Here is a 23,059-nt window from a genome sequence, read left to right as displayed (position 1 = left end):
GCTCAGCCCCCCACGATCATCCCGACCAGATAGGCGACAAGGGCGCAGACGCTGCCCACGGTCACGGTTTCGCCGATCGAGCGCAGCCGTGGCTCGCCCGTCGCGTTGCCGCGCAGCGCGCCCAGGGCGGCCAGCGCGGTCAGCGTCGCCAGCAGCGACAGGCGAAAGGTGTGATCCGTGGCCTCCATCAGGAAATAGGGCACGATCGGGATGACGCCGAAGGCGACGAAGGCCAGAAAGGTGACCAGCCCGTTCAGGGCCGGGGTCTCTCCGTCGGGATCGTTCAGGCCGGAGTCGTATTTCATGATCAGCTCGGCCATAAGCGTGGGCTGGCGCGCAATCAGCGCGCTGGCGGCATCGGCATCGCTCTGGCTCATGCCGCGCGCGTGTAGCAGCCGGCCGAGATGGGCGCGCTCGGCCGCCGGGTGGTCGGACATGCGGTGCAGCAGATCCGCCCTCTGGCCACGGTAGAGCTCACGCTGGGAGCGTGCGGACAGGAATTCGCCCAGCCCCATCGACACCGCATCGGCAAAGAGATTGGCCAGGCCGAAGATCAGCACCGCCAGCCCGCCGATCTGCGCCACGCCCTCGGCGCTGGCCCCGGCGAAACCGGCGACGATGGCAAAGGTGGTGACGATCCCGTCATTGCCGCCATAGACGATCTGTTTGAGGTATTCCTGAACCCGGCGCAGCGGCACGGCATCGGTCTGGCTTGGCATGGCTGTCTTCCACCGTTGGGCGCGCTCAGGATAGCCGATGGCGGGGGCGCGGCAAGATGGCTTCGTCACGCACGCGAAGGGCGCCCCGCGACGGGGCGCCCTTGCCGGCCTTCCGTACGCGCCTATTCGGCGGCGGCCCTTGCGCCGGCCAGTTCCCTCAGCGCCGCGCGGATGCCATCGCCGTAGGCGGGGCTGACCTTGTCATAATTCGCCAGCGCCCTGTCGATGATGTGCTGCGGCACGCCCTGCATCGATTCCGCGGTGTTCATGTAAAGCCGCGCGCGCTGATCGTCGGTCATCAGATCGTGCAGCGCCCGGGGCTGGCTGTAGTCATCGTTGCCGTCGCGGTGGTTATAGCGCGCCGCATCCCCCGAGATCTTCAGCGGCGGCTCCATGACCGACGGATCCTCTGTCGCGCCGCCCATCGAGTTGGGTTCGTAATAGGCATCCACCGCCCCGGTCTTCTGCCCGAAAAAGTTCATGCTGCCGTCCTTGTGATAGTGATGCACCGGGCATTTCGGCTGGTTGACCGGGAGCGCCTCGTAATGGGTGCCCAGCCGATAGCGATGGGCGTCGGCATAGGAAAACACCCGCGCCTGCAGCATCTTGTCGGGGCTGTGGCCGATGCCGGGCACAATGTTCGACGGGCTGAAGGCGGCCTGCTCGATCTCGGCGAAGTAATTGTCGGGGTTGCGGTTCAGCTCCATCACCCCGATCTCGATCGGCGGGTAATCGGCATGGGGCCAGACCTTGGTCAGATCGAACGGGTTATAGGGGGTTTTTTCGGCATCTGCCTCGGGCATGATCTGAACCTGCAGCGTCCAGCGCGGGAACTCGCCCGCCTCGATCATGCCGAACAGCGCCTCCTGATAGCCTTCGCGGGTTTTCCCGACGATCTCCTCTCCCTCGCGGTTGGTGTAGTGGCTGTGGCCCTGCTGGGTCTTGAAGTGGAACTTCACCCAGAACCGTTCGCCCGCGTCGTTCCAAAGCGAATAGGTGTGGCTGCCGTAGCCGTTCATGTTCACCGGGGTCCGGGGCAGGCCGCGGTCGGACATCAGGATGCTCACCTGATGCAGCGATTCGGGGCTGAGCGACCAGAAATCCCACATCGCCGTGGGCGAGCGCAGGTTGCTGCGCGGATGGCGTTTCTGGGTGTGGATGAAATCGGGGAACTTATAGGGGTCGCGGATGAAGAACACGGGCGTGTTGTTGCCCACCAGATCCCAGTTGCCTTCCTCGGTGTAGAACTTCAGGGCAAAGCCGCGCACGTCACGCTCGTGATCCGCGGCGCCCATTTCACCGGCCACGGTGGAAAACCGTGCCAGCATGGGGGTTTCCGTGCCGGGCTGCAGCGCCTTGGCGCGGGTATATGCCGAAATGTCCCCGGTGATGCGCAGCGTGCCGAAGGCGCCCCAGCCCTTGGCGTGAACGACCCGCTCGGGGATGCGCTCTCGGTTCTGGTGGGCCAGTTTTTCGAGCAGCTGGTAATCCTGCATCAGCAGCGGGCCATGGGCGCCCGCGGTCAGGGAATTCTGGTTGTCGGCGATCGGTGCGCCGGCTGTGGTCGTCAAGCGTTTGGTGTCGGACATGGGTGCCTCCCGGAACAAATTCGATGCCAGACTTGTGCCAGAGTTTAGCTATAATTAGAAATTGCATTTAATTACCGTTTTGATAACATATCATTATGAATATCACCTTCCGGCAGCTCAGCTATTTCATCGCCCTGGCCGAGGCGCGCAACTTCGGCCGCGCGGCGGCGCAGATGCATGTGTCGCAGCCGGCACTCTCGGTTCAGATCAAGGAGCTCGAGGCGCAGCTTGGCGCGCAACTGGTCGAACGGCAGCCGCGCAAGATCGTGCTGACCCCGGCCGGGCACGAGTTGTTGCGCCATGCCCGCAGGATCATGGAGGAGATGCGCGCGTTGCAACTTTCGGCGCGCTGGCAAAAGGGGCTGGCGGGCAAGCTGACGCTGGGCGTGATCCCGACGGTGGCGCCCTATCTCATCCCGGTGGCGCTGCCGCTGCTGCGCACGCGCGACACGTCGCTGGAACTGGGCGTGCGCGAGGCACGCACCGAACGGTTGCTGAATGATCTGGGCGAGGGGCTGCTGGACGCGGCGGTCATCGCCATTCCCAGCCATATGGATCATCTGGTCGAGGAGGCGCTGTTCGAAGACCGGTTCCTGCTGGCCGGATCAGAGGCGCAGCTTTCGGCGCTGGACGGGCAGACCGAGGGGCTGAAACCCACCGAGCTGAACCCGGACCGGCTGCTGTTGCTGGAAGAGGGGCATTGCCTGGCCGATCAGGCGCTGGAGGTGTGCGCGCTCAAACGGTCGCAGACGCGGGTCGATCTGGGGGCGTCGTCGCTGGCCACGCTGTGCGGGCTGGTGGCAGAGGGGTTCGGGCTGACCTTCCTGCCCGAGATCGGGCTGAAAAGCGAAACCGCCTCGACAGGGCACCTGGCGATCCGCCGGTTCGAAGAGCCGCAGCCGCGCCGCACCATCGGTCTTGTCCGACGGCGTTTGTCGCGTGATGACGGATGGTTCCGGGATCTGGCAGAGATTCTGCGCGAAGCGGGCGAGAGCCTGCTGGATCAGGCGCGCCGGGCCTCTCCGCCCGGCGCGTGATGGCGAAGGCTCAGGCGGCCTTTTCGCTGGCGTCGGATTTCAGCCAGTTCAGAACGGTCTCGGGCGAGGACACGCCATAGGGGTCTTCGCCGTGGTTGTCGCACAGGCCGGGCTCTTCGAACCATGCCTCGACCACGCCGTCATTGATGACGGCGGCATAGCGCCACGAGCGCATGCCGAAGCCCAGGTTGTCCTTGTTGACCAGCATGCCGACACGGCGGGTGAACTCGCCCGAGCCGTCGGGGATGACCTTGACGTTGTTGATACCCTGGGCCTCGGCCCATTTGTTCATGACGAAGCTGTCGTTGACCGACATGCAGTAGATCGCATCGATGCCCTGCTCGGCGAAATCAGCAAAGCCGTTCTCGTAGCCGGGAAGCTGATAGGTGGAGCAGGTGGGCGTGAACGCACCGGGGAGCGAGAACAGAACAACCCGCTTGCCCGCGAAATAGTCGGAAGTGGTCTTGTCTTCCCACTTGAACGGGTTGGGTCCGCCGATGCTGTCGTCGCGGACGCGGGTGTGGAAGGTCACTTCGGGCAGTTTGTAGCCGGGGTTCATGGCGGATCCTCTCTCAGTTGTTCCCTGCCGCGCGACTCGGTTCTGCGGGTGCAACGCGGCGCTGCGGCATTGATTAGAACGATTCCAACTAAGTCTCAATCTCTGTTCCCCGGTTTTCGCGGTTCAACCCGGCTATGCGAAATCGGGCGTTACATTTTGTGCAGGGACGGTTAAGTAAAGAGCAGCAAAGAGGTGTTTCATGCGCGATCTGAAAATCCCGGGGCAGCGTCATCCCGAAAAGGCGCACCGGCCCGATACCCAGCAGCCGCGAAAGCCTGATTGGATCAGGGTCAAGGCCCCCACCTCTCAGGGCTATCGCGAGACCCACAAGATCATGCGCGAGCACAAGCTCGTCACTGTCTGCGAAGAGGCCGGCTGCCCCAATGTCGGTGAATGCTGGTCGCAGGGCCATGCCACCATGATGATCATGGGCGAGATCTGCACCCGCGGCTGCACCTTCTGCAACGTCGCCACCGGGCGGCCCGACACGCTGGATGTGTTCGAGCCGGGCCGGGTGGCCGATGCGGTGAAAAAGCTTGGGCTGAATCATGTGGTGATCACCTCGGTGGATCGCGACGACGTGGATGATGGCGGGGCCGAGCATTTCGCCCAGACCATTCGCGCCGTACGCCGCCAGGCGCCGGACACCACGATCGAAATCCTGACCCCCGATTTCCTGAAATGCGACGCGCAAGCGCTGGAAGTGGTGGTCGCGGCCAGGCCGGACGTCTTCAACCACAATCTTGAAACCGTGCCGGGGCTCTATCCGCAGGTGCGCCCCGGCGCGCGCTATTTCCACTCGCTCCGGCTGTTGCAGCGGGTCAAGGAGATCGACCCGGCGATGTTCACCAAATCCGGCATCATGGTCGGCCTCGGGGAGGATCGCCAGTCGGTGCTTCAGGTGATGGATGACATGCGCGCGGCGGATGTGGATTTCCTGACCATCGGCCAGTATCTGCAGCCCACGCCCAAGCATCACGTGGTAGACCGTTTCGTAACGCCCGATGAATTCAAGGCCTATGAAAAGGCCGCCTATGGCAAGGGCTTCCTGATGGTTTCGGCCACGCCGCTGACGCGGTCGTCCTATCACGCGGGGGATGATTTCGCGCAGCTTCGCGCGGCACGGCTGAAAAAGCTGGGTCGCGTCTAGCCCGCGTCACTCGACCGGCGGAACCGCTTTCAGATAGGCCGCGATCGCCGCCCGGTCTTCGGCCGGAAGTTTGGCCAAATTCTCAATGACCGGGGCCATGTGCCCGCCGGCGGTATCGAATTCCGGGGTGAAGCCGGTTTCAAGGTAATAGGCGATATCCTGCGCCGACCAGGTCAGCCGCGCCGGGGTGATGTTGGGAATGGTGCCTTGCCCGCCGGGGTTCGGCGCGCCGCCCAGCCAGGCATCGCGCCTTGCCCCGCCCAGCGCGTTGCGCGGGGTGTGGCATTCGCCGCAATGGCCCAGCGCCTCGACCAGATAGCGGCCGCGCATCAGTTCAGGTGTCAGGTCACCTTCCATCACCCAGCCCTTGTTCGCGAACAGGAATTTCCACCCGCCCAGCAACCGGCGGATGGTGAAGGGGAAAGACAGCTCATGCGCCTCGCTCGGGGTGGCGACGGGCGGCAGCGTGTCGAGAAACGTCTTCAGATCGACCACATCCTGCGGCGCGGCATTGGCGTAAGACGTATAGGGGAAGGCGGGGTAGTAATGCGCGCCCTCGGGCGAGACGCCGCGCATCATCGCATTGGCAAGCTCGATCACGCTCCACCCGCCGATGCCGACCCGAGGGTCGGGCGAGATGTTGGGCGCGCGGAAGGTTCCGAAATCGCTTGGAAAGCGCTGGCCGCCGCCAAGTTTAAGCTTGTCGTCGCCACTGGCGTTTTCCGCCGCATGGCAAGAGGCGCATCCGGCGGCCCAGAACACCTGTTCGCCGCGCGTGCGATCGCCTGTCAGCCCCGCGAACTTGTCCGGGGGTACGGTGCCGGGCGCGGTGATCCACCAGAACAGGGCCAGACCGGCGGCAAACACAATGACAAGAGCGGGAAGGGCGCGGCGCATCGGGGCCTCGTTTCAGGGCAGTGTCGGGGCGCGCGGTGGCCGCGCCGCCCCGGGGCGTTTTATTCCGGCGCGCGGTAAACCTTGTGGCAAGCGCCGCAGGCGCCGCCCAGCGGGCCGATCGCCGCGCGCAGCCCGTCGATACCGGTGCCGGCGGCAGCTTCCATCGCGACGGCAGCCTCGACCAGCGCCTGGCTCTTGGCCATCACGTCGGGAAAGTTGTCCCAGATCGCGGGCAGGGCACGGGTTTCCGCCGCCATGCTGTCAGACCCTTCGGGCCAGAGGGTCGACTGATCCAGAGAGGTCAGGGTGACGATATTCGATGCGGCCCCGCCGGCAATATCGGCGTTATATTCCACATCGCCCTTCGCCATGGCGCCGAGAATGCCAAGGTTATATGCGTAAAGGTCCATGTGCGCCTGGCGGGCCTTGATCGCCGCCTGCACCGCCATGTCTTCATCGCTGGCGCCGAGGGCGGCACCTGCCAACAGCGAAAGGCCAAGCGCGACGCCGAAAATCTTTGTTGAAGTACCCATCTGGATCTCCTTGAAAAAATTCCTGTGGGGAACAGTTTAGCTGTGAGAATATTTAACACCATTCGTCAAAAACGCAGCGGGCCGGTTAATAAATGCACAAGGAAAACTGGGACGACCTGCGATATGTGCTGGCGGTGGCGGAAGCCGGAACGGTCAGCGCCGCCGCGCGGCAGCTGGGAGTGAACCACGCCACCGTCCTGCGCCGCATCGCCGCGTTCGAGGAGCGGCACGGCGCGCCGGTGTTTCAGCGCAGCGGGCAGGGCTATACGCTGCGGGCGGATCGTCTGCGCATGCTCGATGCCGCGCGTGAGGTGGAAAACGCGGTTCTGGCGGTCGGGCGGCTGATCCGCGGGGCCGAGGCGCCGCTGCGCGGCGATGTGCGCATCACCTCGACCGATACCTTCTGTCACGCCATCCTGCCGTCGATCATGGCAGAGATTCAGGCCGGCGCGCCCGAGCTGCGGCTGACGCTTCTGTGTTCGAACGATCATCTGGATCTGTCGCGGCTTCATGCCGACATTGCCGTGCGCCCGTCGCCGGAGCTGCGCGACGGGCTGGTGGGGCAGGTGGCCGCCCATCTCGGCGTTGCCGTCTACGCTGCCCCGGGCGCGCCGGACAGGTGGCTTGGCGTCGCCGGCGCGCTGACGCGTTCGCGCGCGGGGGAATGGGTGAAGCAGAAGATGCACGCGGGCGATGTTGCGGGGGCCGCCGACAGTTTCATCGTGCTGCGAGAGATGGCGGCGCAGGGCCTCGGGCGGTCGGTGCTGCCCTGTTGCCTGGGCGACCCCGATCCGCGCCTCGTGCGTCTGGGCGATATCGTGCCGGAGCCGAGCGTGGAGATCTGGGTGGCCAGCCATGAGGATCTGGCCGATGTGCCGCGCATCGCCGCGGTGCGCAGGATGCTGGTGGACGGGCTCGCGAAGCGGGCCCGGGTGCTGTCGGGCGCGCCCGGCGCCGGTGGGGCAGGAAGCGGCTAGGCTTCTTTCGCTTCCGTCAGCACCGCCATCCGCCGCAGGGCAAGCGCATAGCCCTGAAGGCCGCACCCCGCGATCACCCCGTCGGCGCGCAGGCTGACATAGGAGTGCTGGCGAAAGCTTTCACGCTTGTGCACGTTGGAGATATGAACCTCCAGCACCGGCCCGTCGAAGGTGTTGAGCGCGTCCAGAAGCGCGACGGACGTATGGGTGAACGCGGCGGGGTTGATGATGATCCCGGCGGCGGCGTCGCGGGCCTCGTGGATCCAGTCGACGATCTGCCCTTCATGGTTTGACTGAAGCAGGCGGATCTCCAGCCCCAGGTCCTTGCCCAGGGTAGTGCAATCGGTTTCGACATCGGCCAAGGTGCCCCGCCCGTAGATCTCGGGCTGGCGCTGGCCCAGCAGGTTCAGATTCGGGCCGTTCAGAATATAGATCAGCTTGCTCACGTGACTTTTCCCTCTTCGCCGCCCGGTATGCTCCCTGTCCTGCACAGAAACCGGTTTCCATGCAAGATCAACCCGCTGAAACCCGCGCGCGGCGGATAATCCGGCCACAGGCCCCGCTCTGCGACCATGAAGCACGTCGAAAACCGGGGCCGCGACAGGCAGTGTGGCCCCGAGGCCCTGACACGTGAGGACACCCGATGTTCAAACTGCCGCAGAAGGCGCGCTTCGGCGAGCAGACGCCGCCGGCGATCTTTCCGCCGATCTTCGGCCTGCTGGGAATTGGCCTGGCCTGGCGGCGGGCCGAGCCGGTGTTTCAGGCCCCACCCGCGGTATCGCAACTGATTCTCGGGGCCGTGTCGCTGCTGTTCCTGTTCGCGCTTGGCGCCTATGGGCTGAAGGTGATCCGCCGCCCGGCCGTGGTGGCCGAGGATCTGCGGGTGCTGCCCGGCCGCGCCGGTCTGGCGGCGATGGTGCTGAGCGTCTATCTGATGGCGGCTGTGCTCTTGCCGATGAGTCCGCGCGCGGCGGGGGCGGTGCTGCTGGCCGGTCTGGCGGGGCACGCTGCGCTGGTCTGGCTGGTGATCGCCGCGCTTTTGCGCGGCCCGGAAGAGCAGCGCCAGGTCACGCCGGTGTGGCATCTGCAATTCGTCGGCGTGATCTTCGTGCCGCTGGTGGCGATCCCGCTTGGCTATACCGGCCTGTCGCGGTTCATTTTCTATGGGGCGGGCGCCTTCGCGCTGGCGATTCTGGCAATCAGCGTGGCGCAGATCATCCGCCGCGACCCGCCGCCGCCCCTGCGCCCGCTGATGGCGATCCACGTGGCGCCCTTCAGCCTGCTGGGCGCGGTCGCCCTGATGCTGAACGAGCGTCTGCCGGCCCTGATCTTCGCGGCGCTGGCCACGGCGATCCTTGCGGCGCTGCTGATCCGCGCGCGCTACATCGCGGCGGCGGGGTTCAGCCCGCTGTGGGGCGCCTTCACCTTTCCGCTGGCGGCCTATGCCTCGTTGATGCTGGCGCTGGCCGGGGCGGGTGAGGGCGAGCCGTTCCGGTTCGCGGGCGGCGTGACGCTTGTGGCCGGCACGCTGATGATCCCGGCGATCGCGGTCAAGGTGATGCAGGCCTGGGCCAAGGGCGGGCTGGCGGTGAAAACCAACGCGGCGCGGGCCTGAGGGCGCATTGGGGCTTTTCTTTCCGGGCGGGCCGTGAAATAGGGAAGCGCCAAACGAAAACTCCCAAGGAGTACCCCATGGAGATTCGCGAGGCGCTCACCTTCGACGATGTTTTGCTCGTGCCTGCGGCCAGTTCGGTTCTGCCGTCAACGGCCGATACGTCTACCTTCGTGACCAAATCGATCCGGCTGAACATCCCTCTGCTCAGCTCGGCCATGGACACGGTCACCGAGGGCCGGATGGCGATTGCCATGGCCCAGGCCGGCGGCATGGGGGTGATCCACCGCAATCTGACGGTGGACGAGCAGCAAAAAGAGGTGCGCCGGGTCAAGCGGTTCGAAAGCGGGGTGGTCTACAACCCCATCACGCTGCGCGCCGACCAGACGCTGGCGGATGCCAAGGCACTGATCGAACGATATAATTTCACCGGCTTTCCGGTGGTGGACGCGGCCGGCCATGTGGTGGGCATCGTCACCAACCGCGATATGCGCTTTGCCTCGGACGACAGCACGCCTGTCAGCGTGATGATGACGTCGCAGAACCTCGCGATGCTGCGCGAACCCGCCGACCGGGCCGAGGCGCTGAGCCTGATGCGCGCCCGCCGGATCGAGAAGCTTCTGATCACCAATGACAAGGGCAAGCTGACCGGGCTGCTGACGCTGAAGGACACCGAACAGGCCGTGCTGAACCCGCAGGCCTGCAAGGACGAGCTTGGCCGGTTGCGCGTGGCTGCCGCGACCACCGTGGGCGATGCGGGCTTCGAACGCTCCGAGGCGCTGATCGACGCGGGCTGCGACCTGATCGTGATCGACACAGCGCATGGCCATTCCGAAGGCGTGGCCAAGGCGGTGGAGCGGGTCAAGAAACTGTCGAACGCGGTTCAGGTGGTGGCCGGCAACGTCGCCACGGGCGAGGCCACCCGCGCGCTGATCGGGGCGGGCGCGGATGCGGTGAAGGTCGGCATCGGGCCGGGCTCGATCTGCACCACGCGGATGGTCGCCGGCGTGGGCGTGCCGCAGCTGACGGCGATCATGGATTGCGCCGCCGCCGCGCGCAAAGAGGGCGTGCCGGTGATTGCCGATGGCGGTATCAAGTTTTCCGGCGATTTCGCCAAGGCGATCGCGGCGGGTGCGTCCTGCGCCATGGTCGGCAGCATGATCGCCGGCACCGATGAAAGCCCCGGCGAGGTCATTCTCTATCAGGGCCGCAGCTATAAATCCTATCGGGGCATGGGCAGCCTGGGCGCGATGGCGCGCGGGTCGGCCGACCGGTATTTCCAGAAGGATGCCGCGTCGGACAAGCTGGTGCCCGAAGGGATCGAAGGGCAGGTGGCCTACAAGGGCTCGGCCGGCGCGGTCATTCATCAGCTGGTCGGCGGTTTGCGGGCGGCCATGGGCTATACCGGCAACGGCACGGTCGCCGAGATGCGCACCCAGAGCCGGTTCGTGCGGATCACCGGCGCCGGGCTGAAGGAAAGCCATGTGCATGACGTGCAGATCACGCGGGAAAGCCCGAACTACCGGATCATGTAGGCATTCAAATGGGTTATGCCTGCAAGATAACGTATAACGCAAGGTTCGGGCGGCTGTGAAACCCGCCGCCCGCATTGCCGCCGCCATCGACATTCTCGACGGGGTTCTGGCCGGCGCCCCGGCCGAAAAGCTGCTGACAACCTGGGGCCGGCAGAATCGTTTCGCCGGGTCGAAAGACCGCGCCGCGATCCGCGATCATGTATTCGACGCGCTGCGCTGCCGCCGCTCTTTCGCGGCGCTCGGCGGGCGAGAGACCGGGCGCGGGCTGATGCTGGGCGCCCTGCGCGCCGCCGGGGTTGATCCGGCAGAGGTGTTCTCGGGCGAGGCCTATGCGCCCCCGCCGCTGAGCGACGCCGAGCAGGCGCTGACCGTCACGCCCGCCGATCTGCCCGAAAACGTGGCGCTGGATTGCCCCGACTGGCTTGCGCCGCTGCTGCGCGGCAGTCTGGGGCCGGATTTCGCGCCGGTCATGCAGGCGTTGCGCCAGCGGGCACCGGTGTTCCTGCGCGTCAACCTGAGGCGCGGCACTCGCGACGAGGCAATGCAGACCCTCGCGCAAGAGGGCATCACCACCACGCCGCACCCGCTGTCGCCCACGGCGCTGGAGGTGCGGACAAACCCGCGCCGGGTTCAGACCAGCGCAGCCTATGCCTCGGGGCTGGTGGAGCTTCAGGATGCAGCGTCGCAGGCGGTGGTCGACATGCTGCCGGTGGCGGCTGTCCAGCGCGTTCTGGATTACTGCGCCGGGGGCGGGGGCAAGACCCTGGCCATGGCCGCGCGCGCCGACGCCCGGTTCTTCGCCCATGATGCCCAGCCCCGGCGTATGCGTGACCTGCCCGCGCGGGCGGCGCGGGCCGGGGTGTCTGTGACGATGCTGGCGCCGGATGAGCCCGAGGCCGCCGCGCCATTCGACCTTGTGCTGTGCGATGTGCCCTGTTCGGGCAGCGGCGCCTGGCGGCGCAGCCCGGAAGGCAAGTGGATGCTTCAGGAGAGCGACATGGCGCAACTGCTTGCCGTGCAATCGGAAATTCTCGACCGCGCCGCGCCGCTGGTCGGGCCGGACGGGCATCTGGCCTATGCGACCTGCTCGATACTCGATGCGGAAAACGGCGATCAGATCAGCGCCTTTCTGGCGCGGACACCGGGCTGGAAACAGATCGCGTCACGCCGTCTGACCCCGCTGGATGGCGGCGACGGTTTCTTTGTGGCGGTGCTGCGGCGGGGATGATGCCCGCCCCGGCACAGCCTTGAATCACCTGCGTTAAGAGCCGCTTAACCTTATCACGCCGAAATGGACCGGACCCGAATCGCAACGGAGGCAGATGGTGTCCATCCCGGCGCACAGTCCCGGCCCAATGCTGCGCATCGCGGCCGCCCTTTCGGCGCGGCGCGTGCGGATGATGCTGGCCGCGCTGGCTTGTCTGGCCGGTGCCTTCGTGTCGCGCGACAGCGCGCCGGGCGGAGTGCTGGCCGCGGCGGGCCTGTCGCTCGCGACGCTGGTGGCGCTGGCGTGGATCCTGCCGCGGTTCGGCCCGCGCCCGCCCGACCTGCGCGCACTGGCTGCGTTTTCCGAAAACGATCCGGTTCCGGCCTTTGCCACAGATGGGGATGGCGCCGTTATCTATCGCAACCCGGCGGCGGGCACGCGATTCGGTGCCGGGCGGCACGAAACGCTCGTGCGCGCGATGGGCGAGCTTTTCGCCAATACCGCCTCGGTGATCCATCGCCTGCAGTCCCGTGCCGACGCGCAGGGCGCCGCGCGCGAAGACGTGGTGACGCGGCGCGGGCATGTCCGGGTCTCGGTTCATTCCGCGCAATCCGGCACCTTCTTCTGGCGCTTCGACGAGATGCAGGAGCGTGGCACCACACGCGCAGCAGAGGGGTTGAGCCTGCCGCTGATGACGGTCGGCCGGAACGGTACGGTTCTGTTCATGAACGAGGCGCTGCGGCGGGTTCTGGGCACCCGCGCCCGTTCGGTGGACGAGGTTTTCGCCACGCCGCCGGCACATCCCGGCGATCTGGCCCGGCTTCGCGGCGCCGATGGCCCGGTAGACGCAAGATGCGTCGAGATCGAAGGGCAGAACGGCCGCAAAGAGGTCTATCTTCTGCCCTCGGGCACGGTCGCGCCGGCGGCCGAGTTCGACGGCGAAGCGTTCGATGCGCTTCCGGTGGCGCTGTTGCGGCTTTCGCGCGATGGCACGGTGAGAATGGCGAACCGTCTGGCGCGTGATCTGCTTGGCCAGCCCGGCGGTCCGATCAACCTTTCCGATCTGGTCGAAGGTCTGGGCCGCTCGGTGCTGGATTGGCTGGCGTCGGTGCCCGAAGGCCCGGCCGCCCACCGCTCCGAGGTGTTGCGGGTGCGGCGCAGCGCCGAAGACGTGTTCCTGCAGATCACGCTGGCGCCCGCCGAACCCGGCCAGGACGGCCTTGTCGCCGTGCTTCACGACGCGACCGAGCTGAAAACGCTGGAGGCACAGTTCGTTCAGAGCCAGAAGATGCAGGCCATCGGGCAGCTGGCGGGCGGTGTGGCGCATGATTTCAACAACCTGCTGACCGCGATCACCGGCCATTGCGATCTGTTGTTGTTGCGGCATGATCAGGGCGATCCGGATTACAACGATCTGATGCAGATCAACCAGAATGCCAACCGCGCCGGCAGCCTTGTCGGGCAGTTGCTGGCCTTCTCGCGCAAGCAGACCCTGCGGCCCGAGGTGCTGGATCTGAGCGATACGCTGACCGACCTGAGCCATCTGTTGAATCGCCTCGTGGGAGAGCGGGTTTCGCTGACGGTGTCGCATGACCCGGCGCTGGCACCGATCCGGGCCGACAAGCGCCAGCTGGAGCAGGTGATCATGAACCTTGTGGTCAACGCGCGGGACGCGATGCCCACCGGCGGCGAGATCAGGATCGAGACCGCGCTGCACCACATGAAGCAGGAGCTGCGCCGCGATCGCGCCGTGGTGCCGCCCGGCGACTATGTGCTGATCCGGGTGGTGGACGAGGGGCAGGGTATCCCGGCGGACAAGCTGTCGAAGATCTTCGAGCCGTTCTTCACCACCAAGCGTGTCGGCGAAGGGACGGGGCTTGGCCTGTCGACGGCCTATGGCATCGTCAAGCAGTCAGGCGGGTTCATCTTCGTCGACAGCGTGCCGGGCTCGGGCAGTTGTTTCACGATCTACCTGCCGGTTCTGGGCCCGGTCCTGCCGGACGCGCGGGCCGGCGACCGCGCGGATCTTCTGCCCGCCCTGCCAAAGGTTGCGGCCGCCGAGCCGTGCCCCGATGACAAGGGGCCGCGCGCGGCCGGTGACGGGCTGGCGGATCTCGTATCAGGCGCCGCGCGGAACGGCGCGGCCCCGAAAACGGCCGCAGAAGCGGCGCCCAGGCCGGGAGAGGGCGTTGTTCTTCTGGTCGAGGACGAGGCGCCGGTTCGGGCCTTCGCCTCGCGCGCATTGCGGATGCGGGGCTATACGGTGCTAGAGGCCGCAAGCGCCGAGGAGGCCCTGCAAACCCTGAGCGATGACGCCATCCGGGTCGACGTGTTTGTCACCGACGTGGTGATGCCCGGAATGGACGGGCCAAGCTGGGTGCGGCGGGCATTGGAGGATCGCCCGGACACGCGGGTTGTCTTTGTGTCTGGCTATGCCGAGGATGCGTTTTCCGACACGCAGCCACGGATTCCGAACTCGGTGTTTTTGCCCAAACCCTTCTCTCTGGCCGAACTCACGATGACGGTGCGCGACCAGTTGCATTGAGCCGTCCGTCTCATGCCCCGTGGGCGCCGTTCCGGACAGCCGCATGAAGCGCGAAATCCGCCTCCAATTGTGTCCGGAGCCGGGCCTCTGTTTCTGTGGAAAGCGCAAGGGGGCGTTCGGGCGAGACATTGCGCTGGGGCGGCGGTGATACCGGAAACCCCAGGCGTGCCGACAGGAAGGCCAGCAAGGCCTCCGGCGCCTCATAGGGCAGCAGCGTATCAACGATGACCTTGCCATTGCCGTTGGTCACGAAGCGAAACTGAGAGCCGACGGCCGCATGGGCCGGCGGGGCGTCGGACAGATAATCCAGAACGAACCGGTCAAAACTGATGCGGGCGGTGGAATTGGGCCGGCCGCTCAGCCCCGGCCGCCCGCGATACCGGTACCAGCTGCCCAGCCAGTCGAGCGGGTCGCGCAGAACCGCGACGGTGGTCAGCTTTTTCGCGCTGTTCTGTTCCAGCACCGGCCGCAGCCGCCGCCGGAACCGGTCGGCCGTCATATGTTTGAGCGCGGGCGGGTTGCGGATCACCAGATCGGCCCGTTCCCCGAGCGCCGCCGCAAGGGCCTGTGTCCCCGTCTTTGGCACCGCCAGCAAGGCCAGCCCCGCCTCCCAGAAAACCATCATCGCCCGATTGCCCCGCTTTTTCTTAAATTTCGGCATTTTGCGTAAACTACTCTTTAACCAACGATGGCTGAACATAGTTTTAAGAGAAACTTCTTGAAATGTTCTCTTTTTGATCTCATAAGGGTGAGAACAAGAGGCGAACAAGAGCAACGATTGCCGCCCCCGCGCGGCTGTGGAATAAGGATGCAGGACAATGGCCACGGCGGACCTTCTTACCATGAGTGACAAGCGCAATTCCGACAAGCAAAAGGCGCTGGACAGCGCGCTGGCGCAGATCGAGCGGCAGTTCGGCAAGGGGTCGATCATGAAGCTGGGCGGCGACAACCCGGTGACGGAGATCGAGGCGACCTCGACCGGATCGCTGGGTCTTGATATCGCGCTTGGCATCGGCGGGCTGCCGAAGGGCCGGGTGATCGAGATCTATGGCCCTGAAAGTTCCGGCAAAACCACGCTGACGCTGCATTGCGTGGCCGAAGAGCAGAAAAAGGGCGGGGTCTGCGCCTTTGTCGATGCCGAGCACGCGCTGGACCCGCAATATGCGAAAAAGCTGGGCGTCAACCTGGATGAGCTTCTGATTTCCCAGCCCGACACGGGTGAGCAGGCGCTGGAGATCGTCGATACGCTGGTCCGCTCCGGCGCGGTCAGCATGGTGGTGGTCGATTCGGTTGCCGCGCTGACCCCGAAATCGGAGCTTGAAGGCGATATGGGCGACAGCAGCGTCGGCGTCCATGCGCGCCTGATGAGCCAGGCAATGCGCAAGCTGACGGGCTCGATCTCACGTTCCAACTGTATGGTGGTCTTCATCAACCAGATCCGCATGAAGATCGGCGTGATGTTCGGCTCGCCCGAAACCACGACCGGTGGCAATGCGCTGAAATTCTATTCCTCCGTCCGGCTGGACATCCGCCGCATCGGCTCGATCAAGGACCGGGACGCGGTCGTGGGCAACCAGACCCGCGTGAAAGTGGTCAAGAACAAGGTGGCGCCGCCGTTCAAGCAGGTGGAATTCGATATCATGTATGGCGAAGGCATTTCCAAGACCGGGGAACTGCTTGACCTTGGGGTCAAGGCCGGCGTGGTGGAGAAATCCGGCGCCTGGTATTCCTATGGTGACGAGCGCATCGGCCAGGGCCGCGAGAATGCCAAGACCTTCCTGCGCGAGAACGGCGAGATGGCGATGGAGATCGAAGACAAGATCCGCGCGGCGCATGGTCTGGAATTCAACGGATCCGACGACGATATTCTGGAAGCCTGACCCCTGGCAGCATGATCACGCGAGAGGCCGGGGCCGCGCCCCCGGCCTTTTTCTTGCTGTGGACAGGCCCCGCATGCGGCGATAAACGGGGCTGATCCGCCAAGTTACGCCGCGAAAGGCCAGAAGAGCATGCCGAGCCTGAACGAAATCCGTTCGACCTTTTTGAACTACTTCGCCAAGAACGGCCATGAGGTTGTGGAAAGCTCCCCCCTCGTGCCGCGCAACGACCCGACGCTGATGTTCACGAACTCGGGCATGGTGCAGTTCAAGAATCTGTTCACCGGGGTGGAGCATCGCGACTACACCCGCGCGACCAGTGCGCAGAAATGTGTGCGCGCGGGCGGCAAGCATAACGATCTGGATAATGTGGGCTATACGGCGCGCCACCATACCTTCTTTGAAATGCTCGGCAATTTCTCGTTCGGGGATTATTTCAAGGAAGAGGCGATTCCCTATGCGTGGGAATTGTTGACCAAGGAATTCGGGATCGACAGGAACAAGCTTCTGGTCACGGTCTACCACACCGATGACGAGGCCGCCACGATCTGGAAAAAGACCGCAGGGCTGTCGGATGACAGGATCATCCGCATCCCGACCAATGACAATTTCTGGATGATGGGTCCGACCGGCCCCTGCGGCCCCTGCACCGAGATCTTCTATGATCACGGCGATCAGATCTGGGGCGGCCCGCCGGGCAGCGCCGAAGAGGATGGCGACCGCTTCATCGAGATCTGGAACCTGGTCTTCATGCAGAACGAGCAGTTCGCCGACGGCTCGATGAAGGCGCTGGAGATGCAGTCGATCGACACCGGCATGGGGCTGGAGCGGATCGGCGCGCTGCTGCAGGGCAAGCATGACAACTATGATACCGACCTGATGCGCAGCCTGATCGAGGCGTCGGCCAATGCCACCTCGACCGAGCCGGACGGGCCGGGCAATGTGCATCACCGGGTGATCGCCGACCATCTGCGCTCCACCTCTTTCCTGATCGCCGACGGGGTGATGCCCTCGAACGAGGGGCGCGGCTATGTGCTGCGCCGGATCATGCGCCGGGCGATGCGGCACGCGCATCTTCTGGGCGCGCAGGATCCGCTGATGTACCGGCTGGTGCCGGCGCTGGTCACGCAGATGGGCGCGGCCTATCCCGAGCTGGGCCGGGCGAAGGCGCTGATCGAAGAGACGCTGAAGCAGGAGGAAGGGCGGTTCATCCAGACGCTCGAGCGCGGCCTGCGGCTGCTGGATGACGAGCTGGAGAAGCTGCCCGAAGGGTCTGACCTGCCGGGCGAGGCGGCGTTCAAGCTGTATGATACCTACGGGTTCCCGCTGGATCTGACGCAGGACGCGCTGCGCGAAAAGGGCCGGGCGGTGGATACCGCCGGGTTCGATGCGGCCATGGCCGGGCAGAAGGCCAAGGCGCGCGCAAGCTGGGCGGGGTCGGGCGAAACAAGTGATGCGGCGATCTGGCTTGATCTGGCCGAAGAGCACGGCCCGACCGAGTTTCTGGGCTATGACACCGAGCGGGCCGAGGGCCAGGTGATAGCCGTGGTCCGCGATGGCGCGGCGCTGACGGCGGCGGAACAGGGCGACAAGGTGCAGATCGTCGTCAACCAGACCCCGTTCTATGCGGAATCGGGCGGCCAGGTCGGCGACAGCGGCACGCTGAAGACCGAGAGCGGCGCGGCGCGCATCACCGACACGCGCAAGACCGCCGGGGTGTTCATCCATTTTGCCGAGGTGACGAAGGGGCGCATCCTGCCCGGCGAGGGCGCCGAGCTGGAGGTTGATCACGCGCGGCGCGCGGCGATCCGCGCCAACCATTCGGCCACCCACCTGCTGCACGAGGCCCTGCGCGAGGCGCTTGGCCCGCATGTGGCGCAGCGCGGGTCGCTGAACGCGGAGGATCGGCTGCGGTTCGACTTTTCGCACGCCAAGGCGCTGAGCCCCGAGGAGATCGAGAAGGTCGAGGCCGAGGTGAACGCCTTCATCCGCCAGAACACCCCGGTCGAGACCCGGATCATGACACCGGACGATGCCCGCGCCATCGGCGCGCAGGCGCTGTTCGGCGAGAAATACGGCGACGAGGTGCGCGTGGTGTCGATGGGCCGCGCGCCCACCGGCAAGGGCGCCGATGGCAAGACCTGGTCGATCGAACTGTGCGGCGGCACCCATGTGAAACAGACCGGCGATATCGGCCTGTGCGTGGTGCTGGGCGACAGTGCCTCCAGCGCCGGTGTGCGGCGGATCGAGGCGCTGACCGGGCAGGCGGCGCTGGATTACCTCTCGGCCCAGGACGAACGGCTGAGCGAGGTCGCCTCTGTGCTGAAGGCGCAGCCGGCCGAGGTTGTCGAACGGGTAAAGGCGCTGATGGACGAACGCAAGGCGCTGACCAACGAAGTGGCGCAGCTGCGCCGTGACCTGGCCATGTCGGGCGGCGCGGCCGAAGCGCCGGAATCGCATGATATCAATGGCATACCGTTCGTTGCTCAGGTTCTTTCGGGCGTGTCGGGCAAGGATCTTCCGGCGCTGATCGATGCGCATAAGGCGCGGATCGGGTCGGGCGCGGTGCTGCTGATCGCCGATGCCGGCGGCAAGGCGGCGGTGGCCGCGGGCGTGACGGAGGATCTGACAGGCCGGGTCTCGGCCGTCGATCTGGTGAGGGCCGCAGTGGCGGAACTGGGCGGCAAGGGCGGCGGCGGCCGGCCTGACATGGCGCAGGGCGGCGGCAAGGATGCCGCGAACGCAGAGGCCGCGATCAGCGCCGCCGAAGCGGTGATCGGGGGATAGGATGGGCGCGCTCTGGATTGCACATGTGACCGTGACCGACGAAGAGGCCTATGGCCGCTATGCGGCGCTGGCGGGCCCCGCGATCACAAAGCACGGCGGCAGCTTCATCGCCCGTGGCGGGCGCTATGTTCAGCTTGAGGGCACCGACCGGCCCCGCAACGTGGTGGCGCGGTTCGCCTCGGTCGAGGCGGCCGAGGCCTGTTACCACAGCCCCGAATATCAGGAGGCCCTGAACCACGCGCGCGGCGCGTCCGAGCGCGAACTGGTGATCGTCGAAGTCAGCTGATCGCGGGCCGCGTCCGGGCCTTGGCCCGCGCTTGCCGCCGCTTGCGCCAGATCAAGGGCGGCATCCGGCCCGGCGTTATACTCCCCCTTGCTACCAGCGCCCTCGTGGCCCGCGGTTGTGCGGGTCGCGATGCGGCCGACAAGTGGGGAGTAGTCTCATGCGCAACAAGCTGCGAGAGCCCGTCGCGATCAGCGGTGTGGGCTGTTCACGTTTTGGCGATCTTCTGGAAACCCCCGAATTGAAGGGAAAAACCATTCAGGAACTCACCGCCGACGCGGTGAAAGAGGCGCTCGACGATGCCGGACTGACGGGGCAGGATGTCGATGCGGTGTTTGCCGGTAACGCGATGACCCACAGCTCTCAGCTGCCGGGAACTTATTCGCAACTGTCGAAATGGACCGGCACCCAGTTCAAGAGCGGTGTGCACTTCGAGGCCCAATGCTCGACAACCAATGTCGGGGCGGCGATGGCTGCGATGGCGATTGCCGCAGGGGTCTACGATACGGTTCTGGTCTACGGGCTGGAAACGACCCGGACCAAGGTGAAAGGCTACAGCCCCTACGAGCGCGAGCCGATTTCGCATCAGAAAACCTGGCTCTGGACGGACATGGCCGTGAACCAGGCCTATGGTGTACCGCAGGGATACGATATCTTTTCCGCCTATAACGGTCTGGTGGGTTTGGGCTATTGCCGCAAATACGGCATTTCGATCGAGGACTTCGATCGCGGCATGTTCGAGATCTGCCGCACACGGCGCCAGCACGGGGCGATGAACCCGAAGGCGAATATCCAGGAAACGCTGGAGGATGCGGCCAAACGCAAGGGGTTCGATGATGTCTACGCCTATTGGCAGTCGCCCGAAAGCAACCCTTTCGTGGCGTGGCCGTCGCGCCTGCTGAGCCTTGTGACGACCGCCGACGGGGCCTCGGCCATGGTGCTGACACGGGCCGATCTGGCGAAAAGCGGCAAGTCGCAGCCTGTCGAGCTGAAGGGGTTCGGCATCAGCTACAGCGATCTGCCATGGTACGGCGAGGATCCCACCTATTGGGAGTTCGACAAACGCGCGGTGGATGCGGCGATGGGAATGGCCGAGATCAGCGCCAAGGACATCGACTATCTGCACACCCATGACTGTTCGCATATCTCGGGCGTCTGCACCGCCGAAATGATCGGCTATCTGGAGCCTGGCACGATGCTGACCGCCGCGCGCGACGGGCGGTTGCGGTATGACGGCGACCGGCCGATGTCGACCCATGGCGGCCGCCATGCGTTCGGCCACGCCTGGGGCGCCAGCGCCGGCAGCGATACCTATGAGGCCGTGCTTCAGATGCGCGGCGCGGCCGGGGCGCGGCAGATTGCCAAGCCGCCCGAGATCTCCGTCATTCACACCCACGGCTACGCCATGATCGGCACCGTGATCGTTCTGGGAGGGATGTAAGATGCAAGCCACTGCTGAACAGCCGAGCATGATCCGCTGGTACTACGAGGGTCTTTCGGCCGGCGTCTACCGCGCCATAAAATGCGCCGATTGCGGCAAACTCACCTTCCCGCCGACGGGGTGCTGTGAGCATTGCGGAAGCTGGAATGTCGAGGGGGTGGAGCTGAGCGGCGAGGCCACGCTGCTGTTCGCCAGCCACAACATCACGCCCGCCTGCCACCCGCGGTTCGAAAAGATCGCCCCCTATGTCTATGGCCATATCCAGCTCAAGGAGGGGCCGATCGCGCAGGCGATCGTTCGGGGTGTCGATCCGACACCCGAGGATCTGCAGGCTCTGTTCGAGAAAGGCCCGGTGCCGGTTCAGGCCGCGACGCTTCAGATGGATGACCTGCCGGTCATCGTCTTCGACATCAAGGCCTGAGAACGCGCCGCGCGGCGGGGGTTACCCCGCCGCCCGTGCATGGCGCTTGCGCTCGTGCGGATCGAGATAGCGCTTGCGCAGCCGGATCGCGTTCGGCGTGACCTCGACCAGTTCGTCATCGTCGATATAGGCGATAGCCGCCTCCAGCGACATCTTGACCGGCGGCGTCAGGCGCACCGCTTCGTCGGTACCGCTGGCGCGGACGTTGGTCAGCTGCTTGCCCTTCAGCGGGTTCACCTCGAGATCGTTCTCGCGGCTGTGCTCGCCGATGATCATGCCCTGATAGACCGGTTCCTGCACGCCGATGAAGAACTTGCCACGGTCTTCGAGCTTCCAGATCGCATAGCCCACCGAAATGCCCGATTCCATCGAGATCAGAACCCCGGCGCGACGGCCCGGAATCGGGCCCTTGTGCGGCGCCCAGTCGTGGAACACGCGGTTCAGAACCCCGGTGCCGCGGGTATCGGTCAGAAACTCGCCGTGATAGCCGATCAGCCCGCGCGACGGCACATGGGCGATGATCCGGGTCTTGCCGGCACCGGCGGCTTTCATTTCCACCAGCTCGCCCTTGCGCACGCCGGTCAGCTTTTCGATCACGACGCCGGAATATTCGTCATCCACGTCGATGGTGACTTCCTCGACCGGCTCCAGCTTGACGCCGTTCTCTTCGCGGAACAGCACCTGCGGACGCGAGATCGACAGCTCGAACCCTTCGCGGCGCATGTTCTCGATCAGAACGCCCATCTGCAATTCGCCGCGCCCGGCCACTTCGAAGGCTTCGCCGCCGGGGGTGTCGGTCACCTTGATGGCGACGTTCGATTCCGCCTCCTTCATCAGCCGGTCACGGATGACGCGGCTCTGCACCTTCTTGCCGTCCTTGCCGGCCAGCGGGCTGTCGTTGATGCCGAAGGTCACGGTGATGGTGGGCGGGTCGATCGGCTGGGCCGGGATCGCCTCGGTCACCGAGGGGGCGCAGATCGTGTCGGCCACGGTGGCCTTGGTCATCCCGGCCAGGCTGACGATATCGCCGGCCTCGGCCACGTCGATCGGCTGTTGGCCCAGGCCCCGGAAGGCCAGAATCTTGGTGACGCGGAAGTTTTCGACAAGGCTGCCGTCGCGGGCCAGCGCCTTGACGCTCTCGCCCGGCTTCAGGGTGCCGCTTTCGACGCGGCCGGTCAGGATGCGGCCGATGAACGGGTCCGAGCCCAGCGTGGTGGCCAGCATGCGGAAGGGTTCGTCGCGATGCTGCTGCTGCGCCGGGGCGGGCACGTGTTTCAGGATCAGGTCGAACAGCGCGTGCAGATCCTTGCGCGGACCGTCCAGTTCCATGTCGGCCCAGCCGTTACGGCCCGAGGCATACATATGCGGAAAGTCGAGCTGTTCATCGGTGGCGCCGAGGTTGGCGAAGAGGTCGAACACCTCGTCCAGCGCGCGCTCGGGCTCGGCGTCGGGCTTGTCGACCTTGTTGAGCACCACGATCGGGCGCAGCCCGAGGGCCAGCGCCTTGGAGGTCACGAATTTGGTTTGCGGCATCGGGCCTTCGGCGGCATCGACCAGCAAGACGACGCCATCGACCATCGACAGGATGCGCTCGACCTCTCCGCCGAAATCGGCGTGGCCGGGCGTGTCGACGATATTGACGCGGTGGCCATTCCATTCGACGCTGGTGGCCTTGGCCAGGATGGTGATCCCGCGCTCACGCTCCAGATCGTTGCTGTCCATCGCCCGTTCGGTCGTGGCCTGGTTTTCCCGGTAGGTGCCGGATTGTTTCAGAAGTTCGTCGACAAGTGTGGTCTTGCCGTGGTCAACGTGCGCGATGATCGCGATATTGCGAAGGTCCATGGGGGCCTGCCTGCATAAAGAAAGAAGAGATTGGCGCCGCGATACATG

The 23,059-nt window shown here is 65.5% G+C and carries 20 protein-coding genes; 12 read left to right on the top strand and 8 right to left on the bottom strand.

Translation table 11 applies throughout. From position 1 onward, the window contains the following. Positions 1-2: 2 nt before the first annotated feature. Both GGR17_RS10425 and GGR17_RS10420 read right to left on the bottom strand, forming a co-directional pair. Complete coding sequence (locus tag GGR17_RS10425) at positions 3-719, bottom strand: VIT1/CCC1 transporter family protein (protein ID WP_054538925.1); 717 nt, start codon at positions 717-719, stop codon at positions 3-5. 122 nt (positions 720-841) lie between these two features. Beyond that, the gene (locus GGR17_RS10420; RefSeq protein WP_054538924.1) at positions 842-2,308 is read right to left on the bottom strand and encodes a catalase; all 1,467 of its coding nucleotides are present in this window, start codon (positions 2,306-2,308) and stop codon (positions 842-844) included. Between the two features lie 95 nt (positions 2,309-2,403). Here GGR17_RS10420 and GGR17_RS10415 point away from each other — a divergent pair, with 95 nt between their 5' ends. Next, complete coding sequence (locus GGR17_RS10415; protein WP_054538923.1) at positions 2,404-3,345, top strand: hydrogen peroxide-inducible genes activator; 942 nt, start codon at positions 2,404-2,406, stop codon at positions 3,343-3,345. 10 nt (positions 3,346-3,355) lie between these two features. Here GGR17_RS10415 and GGR17_RS10410 read toward each other — a convergent pair whose 3' ends face one another. Further along, positions 3,356-3,904, bottom strand: a complete 549-nt coding sequence (locus GGR17_RS10410) for a peroxiredoxin (protein ID WP_054538922.1) — start codon at positions 3,902-3,904, stop codon at positions 3,356-3,358. Between the two features lie 199 nt (positions 3,905-4,103). Here GGR17_RS10410 and lipA point away from each other — a divergent pair, with 199 nt between their 5' ends. Further along, the gene (lipA, locus tag GGR17_RS10405) at positions 4,104-5,054 is read left to right on the top strand and encodes a lipoyl synthase (RefSeq protein ID WP_054538921.1); all 951 of its coding nucleotides are present in this window, start codon (positions 4,104-4,106) and stop codon (positions 5,052-5,054) included. 6 nt (positions 5,055-5,060) lie between these two features. Here the strand turns inward: lipA and GGR17_RS10400 are convergent, their stop codons facing one another. Together GGR17_RS10400 and GGR17_RS10395 are read right to left on the bottom strand one after the other, a co-directional pair. Further along, entirely contained in the window at positions 5,061-5,951 is an 891-nt protein-coding gene (locus tag GGR17_RS10400; RefSeq protein WP_054538920.1) for a c-type cytochrome, read from the bottom strand. Positions 5,952-6,010: 59 nt separating this feature from the next. Further along, the gene (locus GGR17_RS10395; RefSeq protein WP_054538919.1) at positions 6,011-6,484 is read right to left on the bottom strand and encodes a c-type cytochrome; all 474 of its coding nucleotides are present in this window, start codon (positions 6,482-6,484) and stop codon (positions 6,011-6,013) included. Positions 6,485-6,576: 92 nt separating this feature from the next. On the opposite strand from GGR17_RS10395, the gene GGR17_RS10390 reads away from it, so the two are divergent. Continuing rightward, positions 6,577-7,461 (top strand): LysR family transcriptional regulator, encoded by an 885-nt coding sequence (locus GGR17_RS10390; RefSeq protein WP_054538918.1) that lies wholly within the window; start codon positions 6,577-6,579, stop codon positions 7,459-7,461. Here GGR17_RS10390 and aroQ read toward each other — a convergent pair. Next, the gene (gene aroQ, locus GGR17_RS10385) at positions 7,458-7,907 is read right to left on the bottom strand and encodes a type II 3-dehydroquinate dehydratase (protein WP_054538917.1); all 450 of its coding nucleotides are present in this window, start codon (positions 7,905-7,907) and stop codon (positions 7,458-7,460) included. The genes GGR17_RS10390 and aroQ overlap by 4 nt on opposite strands. 197 nt (positions 7,908-8,104) lie before the next feature. Between aroQ and GGR17_RS10380 the strand changes: the two genes are divergently transcribed. The 4 genes from GGR17_RS10380 (at position 8,105) to GGR17_RS10365 (ending at position 14,360) form a co-directional block, all read left to right on the top strand. Then, positions 8,105-9,076 carry a TDT family transporter gene (locus GGR17_RS10380; RefSeq protein ID WP_054538916.1) on the top strand — a complete coding sequence of 324 codons (972 nt, stop codon included), beginning with the start codon at positions 8,105-8,107 and terminating at the stop codon, positions 9,074-9,076. A gap of 77 nt (positions 9,077-9,153) precedes the next feature. Beyond that, a complete protein-coding gene (gene guaB / locus GGR17_RS10375; protein WP_054538915.1) occupies positions 9,154-10,608 on the top strand; it encodes an IMP dehydrogenase in 1,455 nt (484 codons plus the stop codon). 55 nt (positions 10,609-10,663) lie between these two features. Beyond that, positions 10,664-11,836: an RsmB/NOP family class I SAM-dependent RNA methyltransferase gene (locus GGR17_RS10370; RefSeq protein WP_054538914.1), complete on the top strand. Its 1,173-nt coding sequence runs from the start codon at positions 10,664-10,666 to the stop codon at positions 11,834-11,836. Positions 11,837-11,930: 94 nt separating this feature from the next. Then, positions 11,931-14,360, top strand: coding sequence for an ATP-binding response regulator (locus GGR17_RS10365; RefSeq protein WP_082386589.1), 2,430 nt, complete (start codon positions 11,931-11,933; stop codon positions 14,358-14,360). 10 nt (positions 14,361-14,370) lie between these two features. Here GGR17_RS10365 and GGR17_RS10360 read toward each other — a convergent pair whose 3' ends face one another. Continuing rightward, positions 14,371-14,985, bottom strand: coding sequence for a hypothetical protein (locus tag GGR17_RS10360; RefSeq protein WP_082386744.1), 615 nt, complete (start codon positions 14,983-14,985; stop codon positions 14,371-14,373). Positions 14,986-15,178: 193 nt separating this feature from the next. Here GGR17_RS10360 and recA point away from each other — a divergent pair, with 193 nt between their 5' ends. The 5 genes from recA (at position 15,179) to GGR17_RS10335 (ending at position 21,169) form a co-directional block, all read left to right on the top strand. After that, on the top strand, positions 15,179-16,240 hold the full coding sequence (gene recA / locus GGR17_RS10355) for a recombinase RecA (RefSeq protein WP_054538911.1): 1,062 nt from the start codon (positions 15,179-15,181) through the stop codon (positions 16,238-16,240). Positions 16,241-16,369: 129 nt separating this feature from the next. After that, the gene (gene alaS, locus GGR17_RS10350) at positions 16,370-19,024 is read left to right on the top strand and encodes an alanine--tRNA ligase (RefSeq protein ID WP_054538910.1); all 2,655 of its coding nucleotides are present in this window, start codon (positions 16,370-16,372) and stop codon (positions 19,022-19,024) included. A 1-nt stretch (position 19,025) separates the two neighbouring features. Beyond that, complete coding sequence (locus tag GGR17_RS10345) at positions 19,026-19,310, top strand: DUF1330 domain-containing protein (protein WP_054538909.1); 285 nt, start codon at positions 19,026-19,028, stop codon at positions 19,308-19,310. A 157-nt stretch (positions 19,311-19,467) separates the two neighbouring features. Further along, positions 19,468-20,748 (top strand): thiolase family protein, encoded by a 1,281-nt coding sequence (locus GGR17_RS10340; RefSeq protein ID WP_054538908.1) that lies wholly within the window; start codon positions 19,468-19,470, stop codon positions 20,746-20,748. 1 nt (position 20,749) lies between these two features. Continuing rightward, positions 20,750-21,169 (top strand): Zn-ribbon domain-containing OB-fold protein, encoded by a 420-nt coding sequence (locus GGR17_RS10335; RefSeq protein WP_054538907.1) that lies wholly within the window; start codon positions 20,750-20,752, stop codon positions 21,167-21,169. 21 nt (positions 21,170-21,190) lie between these two features. On the opposite strand, the gene typA is transcribed toward GGR17_RS10335, so the two are convergent. Beyond that, positions 21,191-23,011: a translational GTPase TypA gene (gene typA / locus GGR17_RS10330; RefSeq protein WP_054538906.1), complete on the bottom strand. Its 1,821-nt coding sequence runs from the start codon at positions 23,009-23,011 to the stop codon at positions 21,191-21,193. Positions 23,012-23,059: the final 48 nt, after the last annotated feature.

This window comes from Actibacterium naphthalenivorans (assembly GCF_014196965.1).
In the GTDB taxonomy this organism is placed as follows: Bacteria; Pseudomonadota; Alphaproteobacteria; order Rhodobacterales; family Rhodobacteraceae; genus Actibacterium_A; species Actibacterium_A naphthalenivorans.
The sequence above is the reverse complement of the archived record's forward strand: the minus strand, read 5'-3'. Positions and strand labels throughout refer to the sequence as shown.

Bases quoted from the DNA above. Each gene is read 5' to 3' on its own strand.
- GGR17_RS10425 (WP_054538925.1), bottom strand. From the start codon at position 719: ATGCCAAGCCAGACCGATGCCGTGCCGCTGCGCCGGGTTCAGGAATAC.
- GGR17_RS10420 (WP_054538924.1), bottom strand. From the start codon at position 2,308: ATGTCCGACACCAAACGCTTGACGACCACAGCCGGCGCACCGATCGCC.
- GGR17_RS10415 (WP_054538923.1), top strand. From the start codon at position 2,404: ATGAATATCACCTTCCGGCAGCTCAGCTATTTCATCGCCCTGGCCGAG.
- GGR17_RS10410 (WP_054538922.1), bottom strand. From the start codon at position 3,904: ATGAACCCCGGCTACAAACTGCCCGAAGTGACCTTCCACACCCGCGTC.
- lipA (WP_054538921.1), top strand. From the start codon at position 4,104: ATGCGCGATCTGAAAATCCCGGGGCAGCGTCATCCCGAAAAGGCGCAC.
- GGR17_RS10400 (WP_054538920.1), bottom strand. From the start codon at position 5,951: ATGCGCCGCGCCCTTCCCGCTCTTGTCATTGTGTTTGCCGCCGGTCTG.
- GGR17_RS10395 (WP_054538919.1), bottom strand. From the start codon at position 6,484: ATGGGTACTTCAACAAAGATTTTCGGCGTCGCGCTTGGCCTTTCGCTG.
- GGR17_RS10390 (WP_054538918.1), top strand. From the start codon at position 6,577: ATGCACAAGGAAAACTGGGACGACCTGCGATATGTGCTGGCGGTGGCG.
- GGR17_RS10380 (WP_054538916.1), top strand. From the start codon at position 8,105: ATGTTCAAACTGCCGCAGAAGGCGCGCTTCGGCGAGCAGACGCCGCCG.
- guaB (WP_054538915.1), top strand. From the start codon at position 9,154: ATGGAGATTCGCGAGGCGCTCACCTTCGACGATGTTTTGCTCGTGCCT.
- GGR17_RS10365 (WP_082386589.1), top strand. From the start codon at position 11,931: ATGGTGTCCATCCCGGCGCACAGTCCCGGCCCAATGCTGCGCATCGCG.
- GGR17_RS10360 (WP_082386744.1), bottom strand. From the start codon at position 14,985: ATGATGGTTTTCTGGGAGGCGGGGCTGGCCTTGCTGGCGGTGCCAAAG.
- recA (WP_054538911.1), top strand. From the start codon at position 15,179: ATGGCCACGGCGGACCTTCTTACCATGAGTGACAAGCGCAATTCCGAC.
- alaS (WP_054538910.1), top strand. From the start codon at position 16,370: ATGCCGAGCCTGAACGAAATCCGTTCGACCTTTTTGAACTACTTCGCC.
- GGR17_RS10345 (WP_054538909.1), top strand. From the start codon at position 19,026: ATGGGCGCGCTCTGGATTGCACATGTGACCGTGACCGACGAAGAGGCC.
- GGR17_RS10340 (WP_054538908.1), top strand. From the start codon at position 19,468: ATGCGCAACAAGCTGCGAGAGCCCGTCGCGATCAGCGGTGTGGGCTGT.
- GGR17_RS10335 (WP_054538907.1), top strand. From the start codon at position 20,750: ATGCAAGCCACTGCTGAACAGCCGAGCATGATCCGCTGGTACTACGAG.
- typA (WP_054538906.1), bottom strand. From the start codon at position 23,011: ATGGACCTTCGCAATATCGCGATCATCGCGCACGTTGACCACGGCAAG.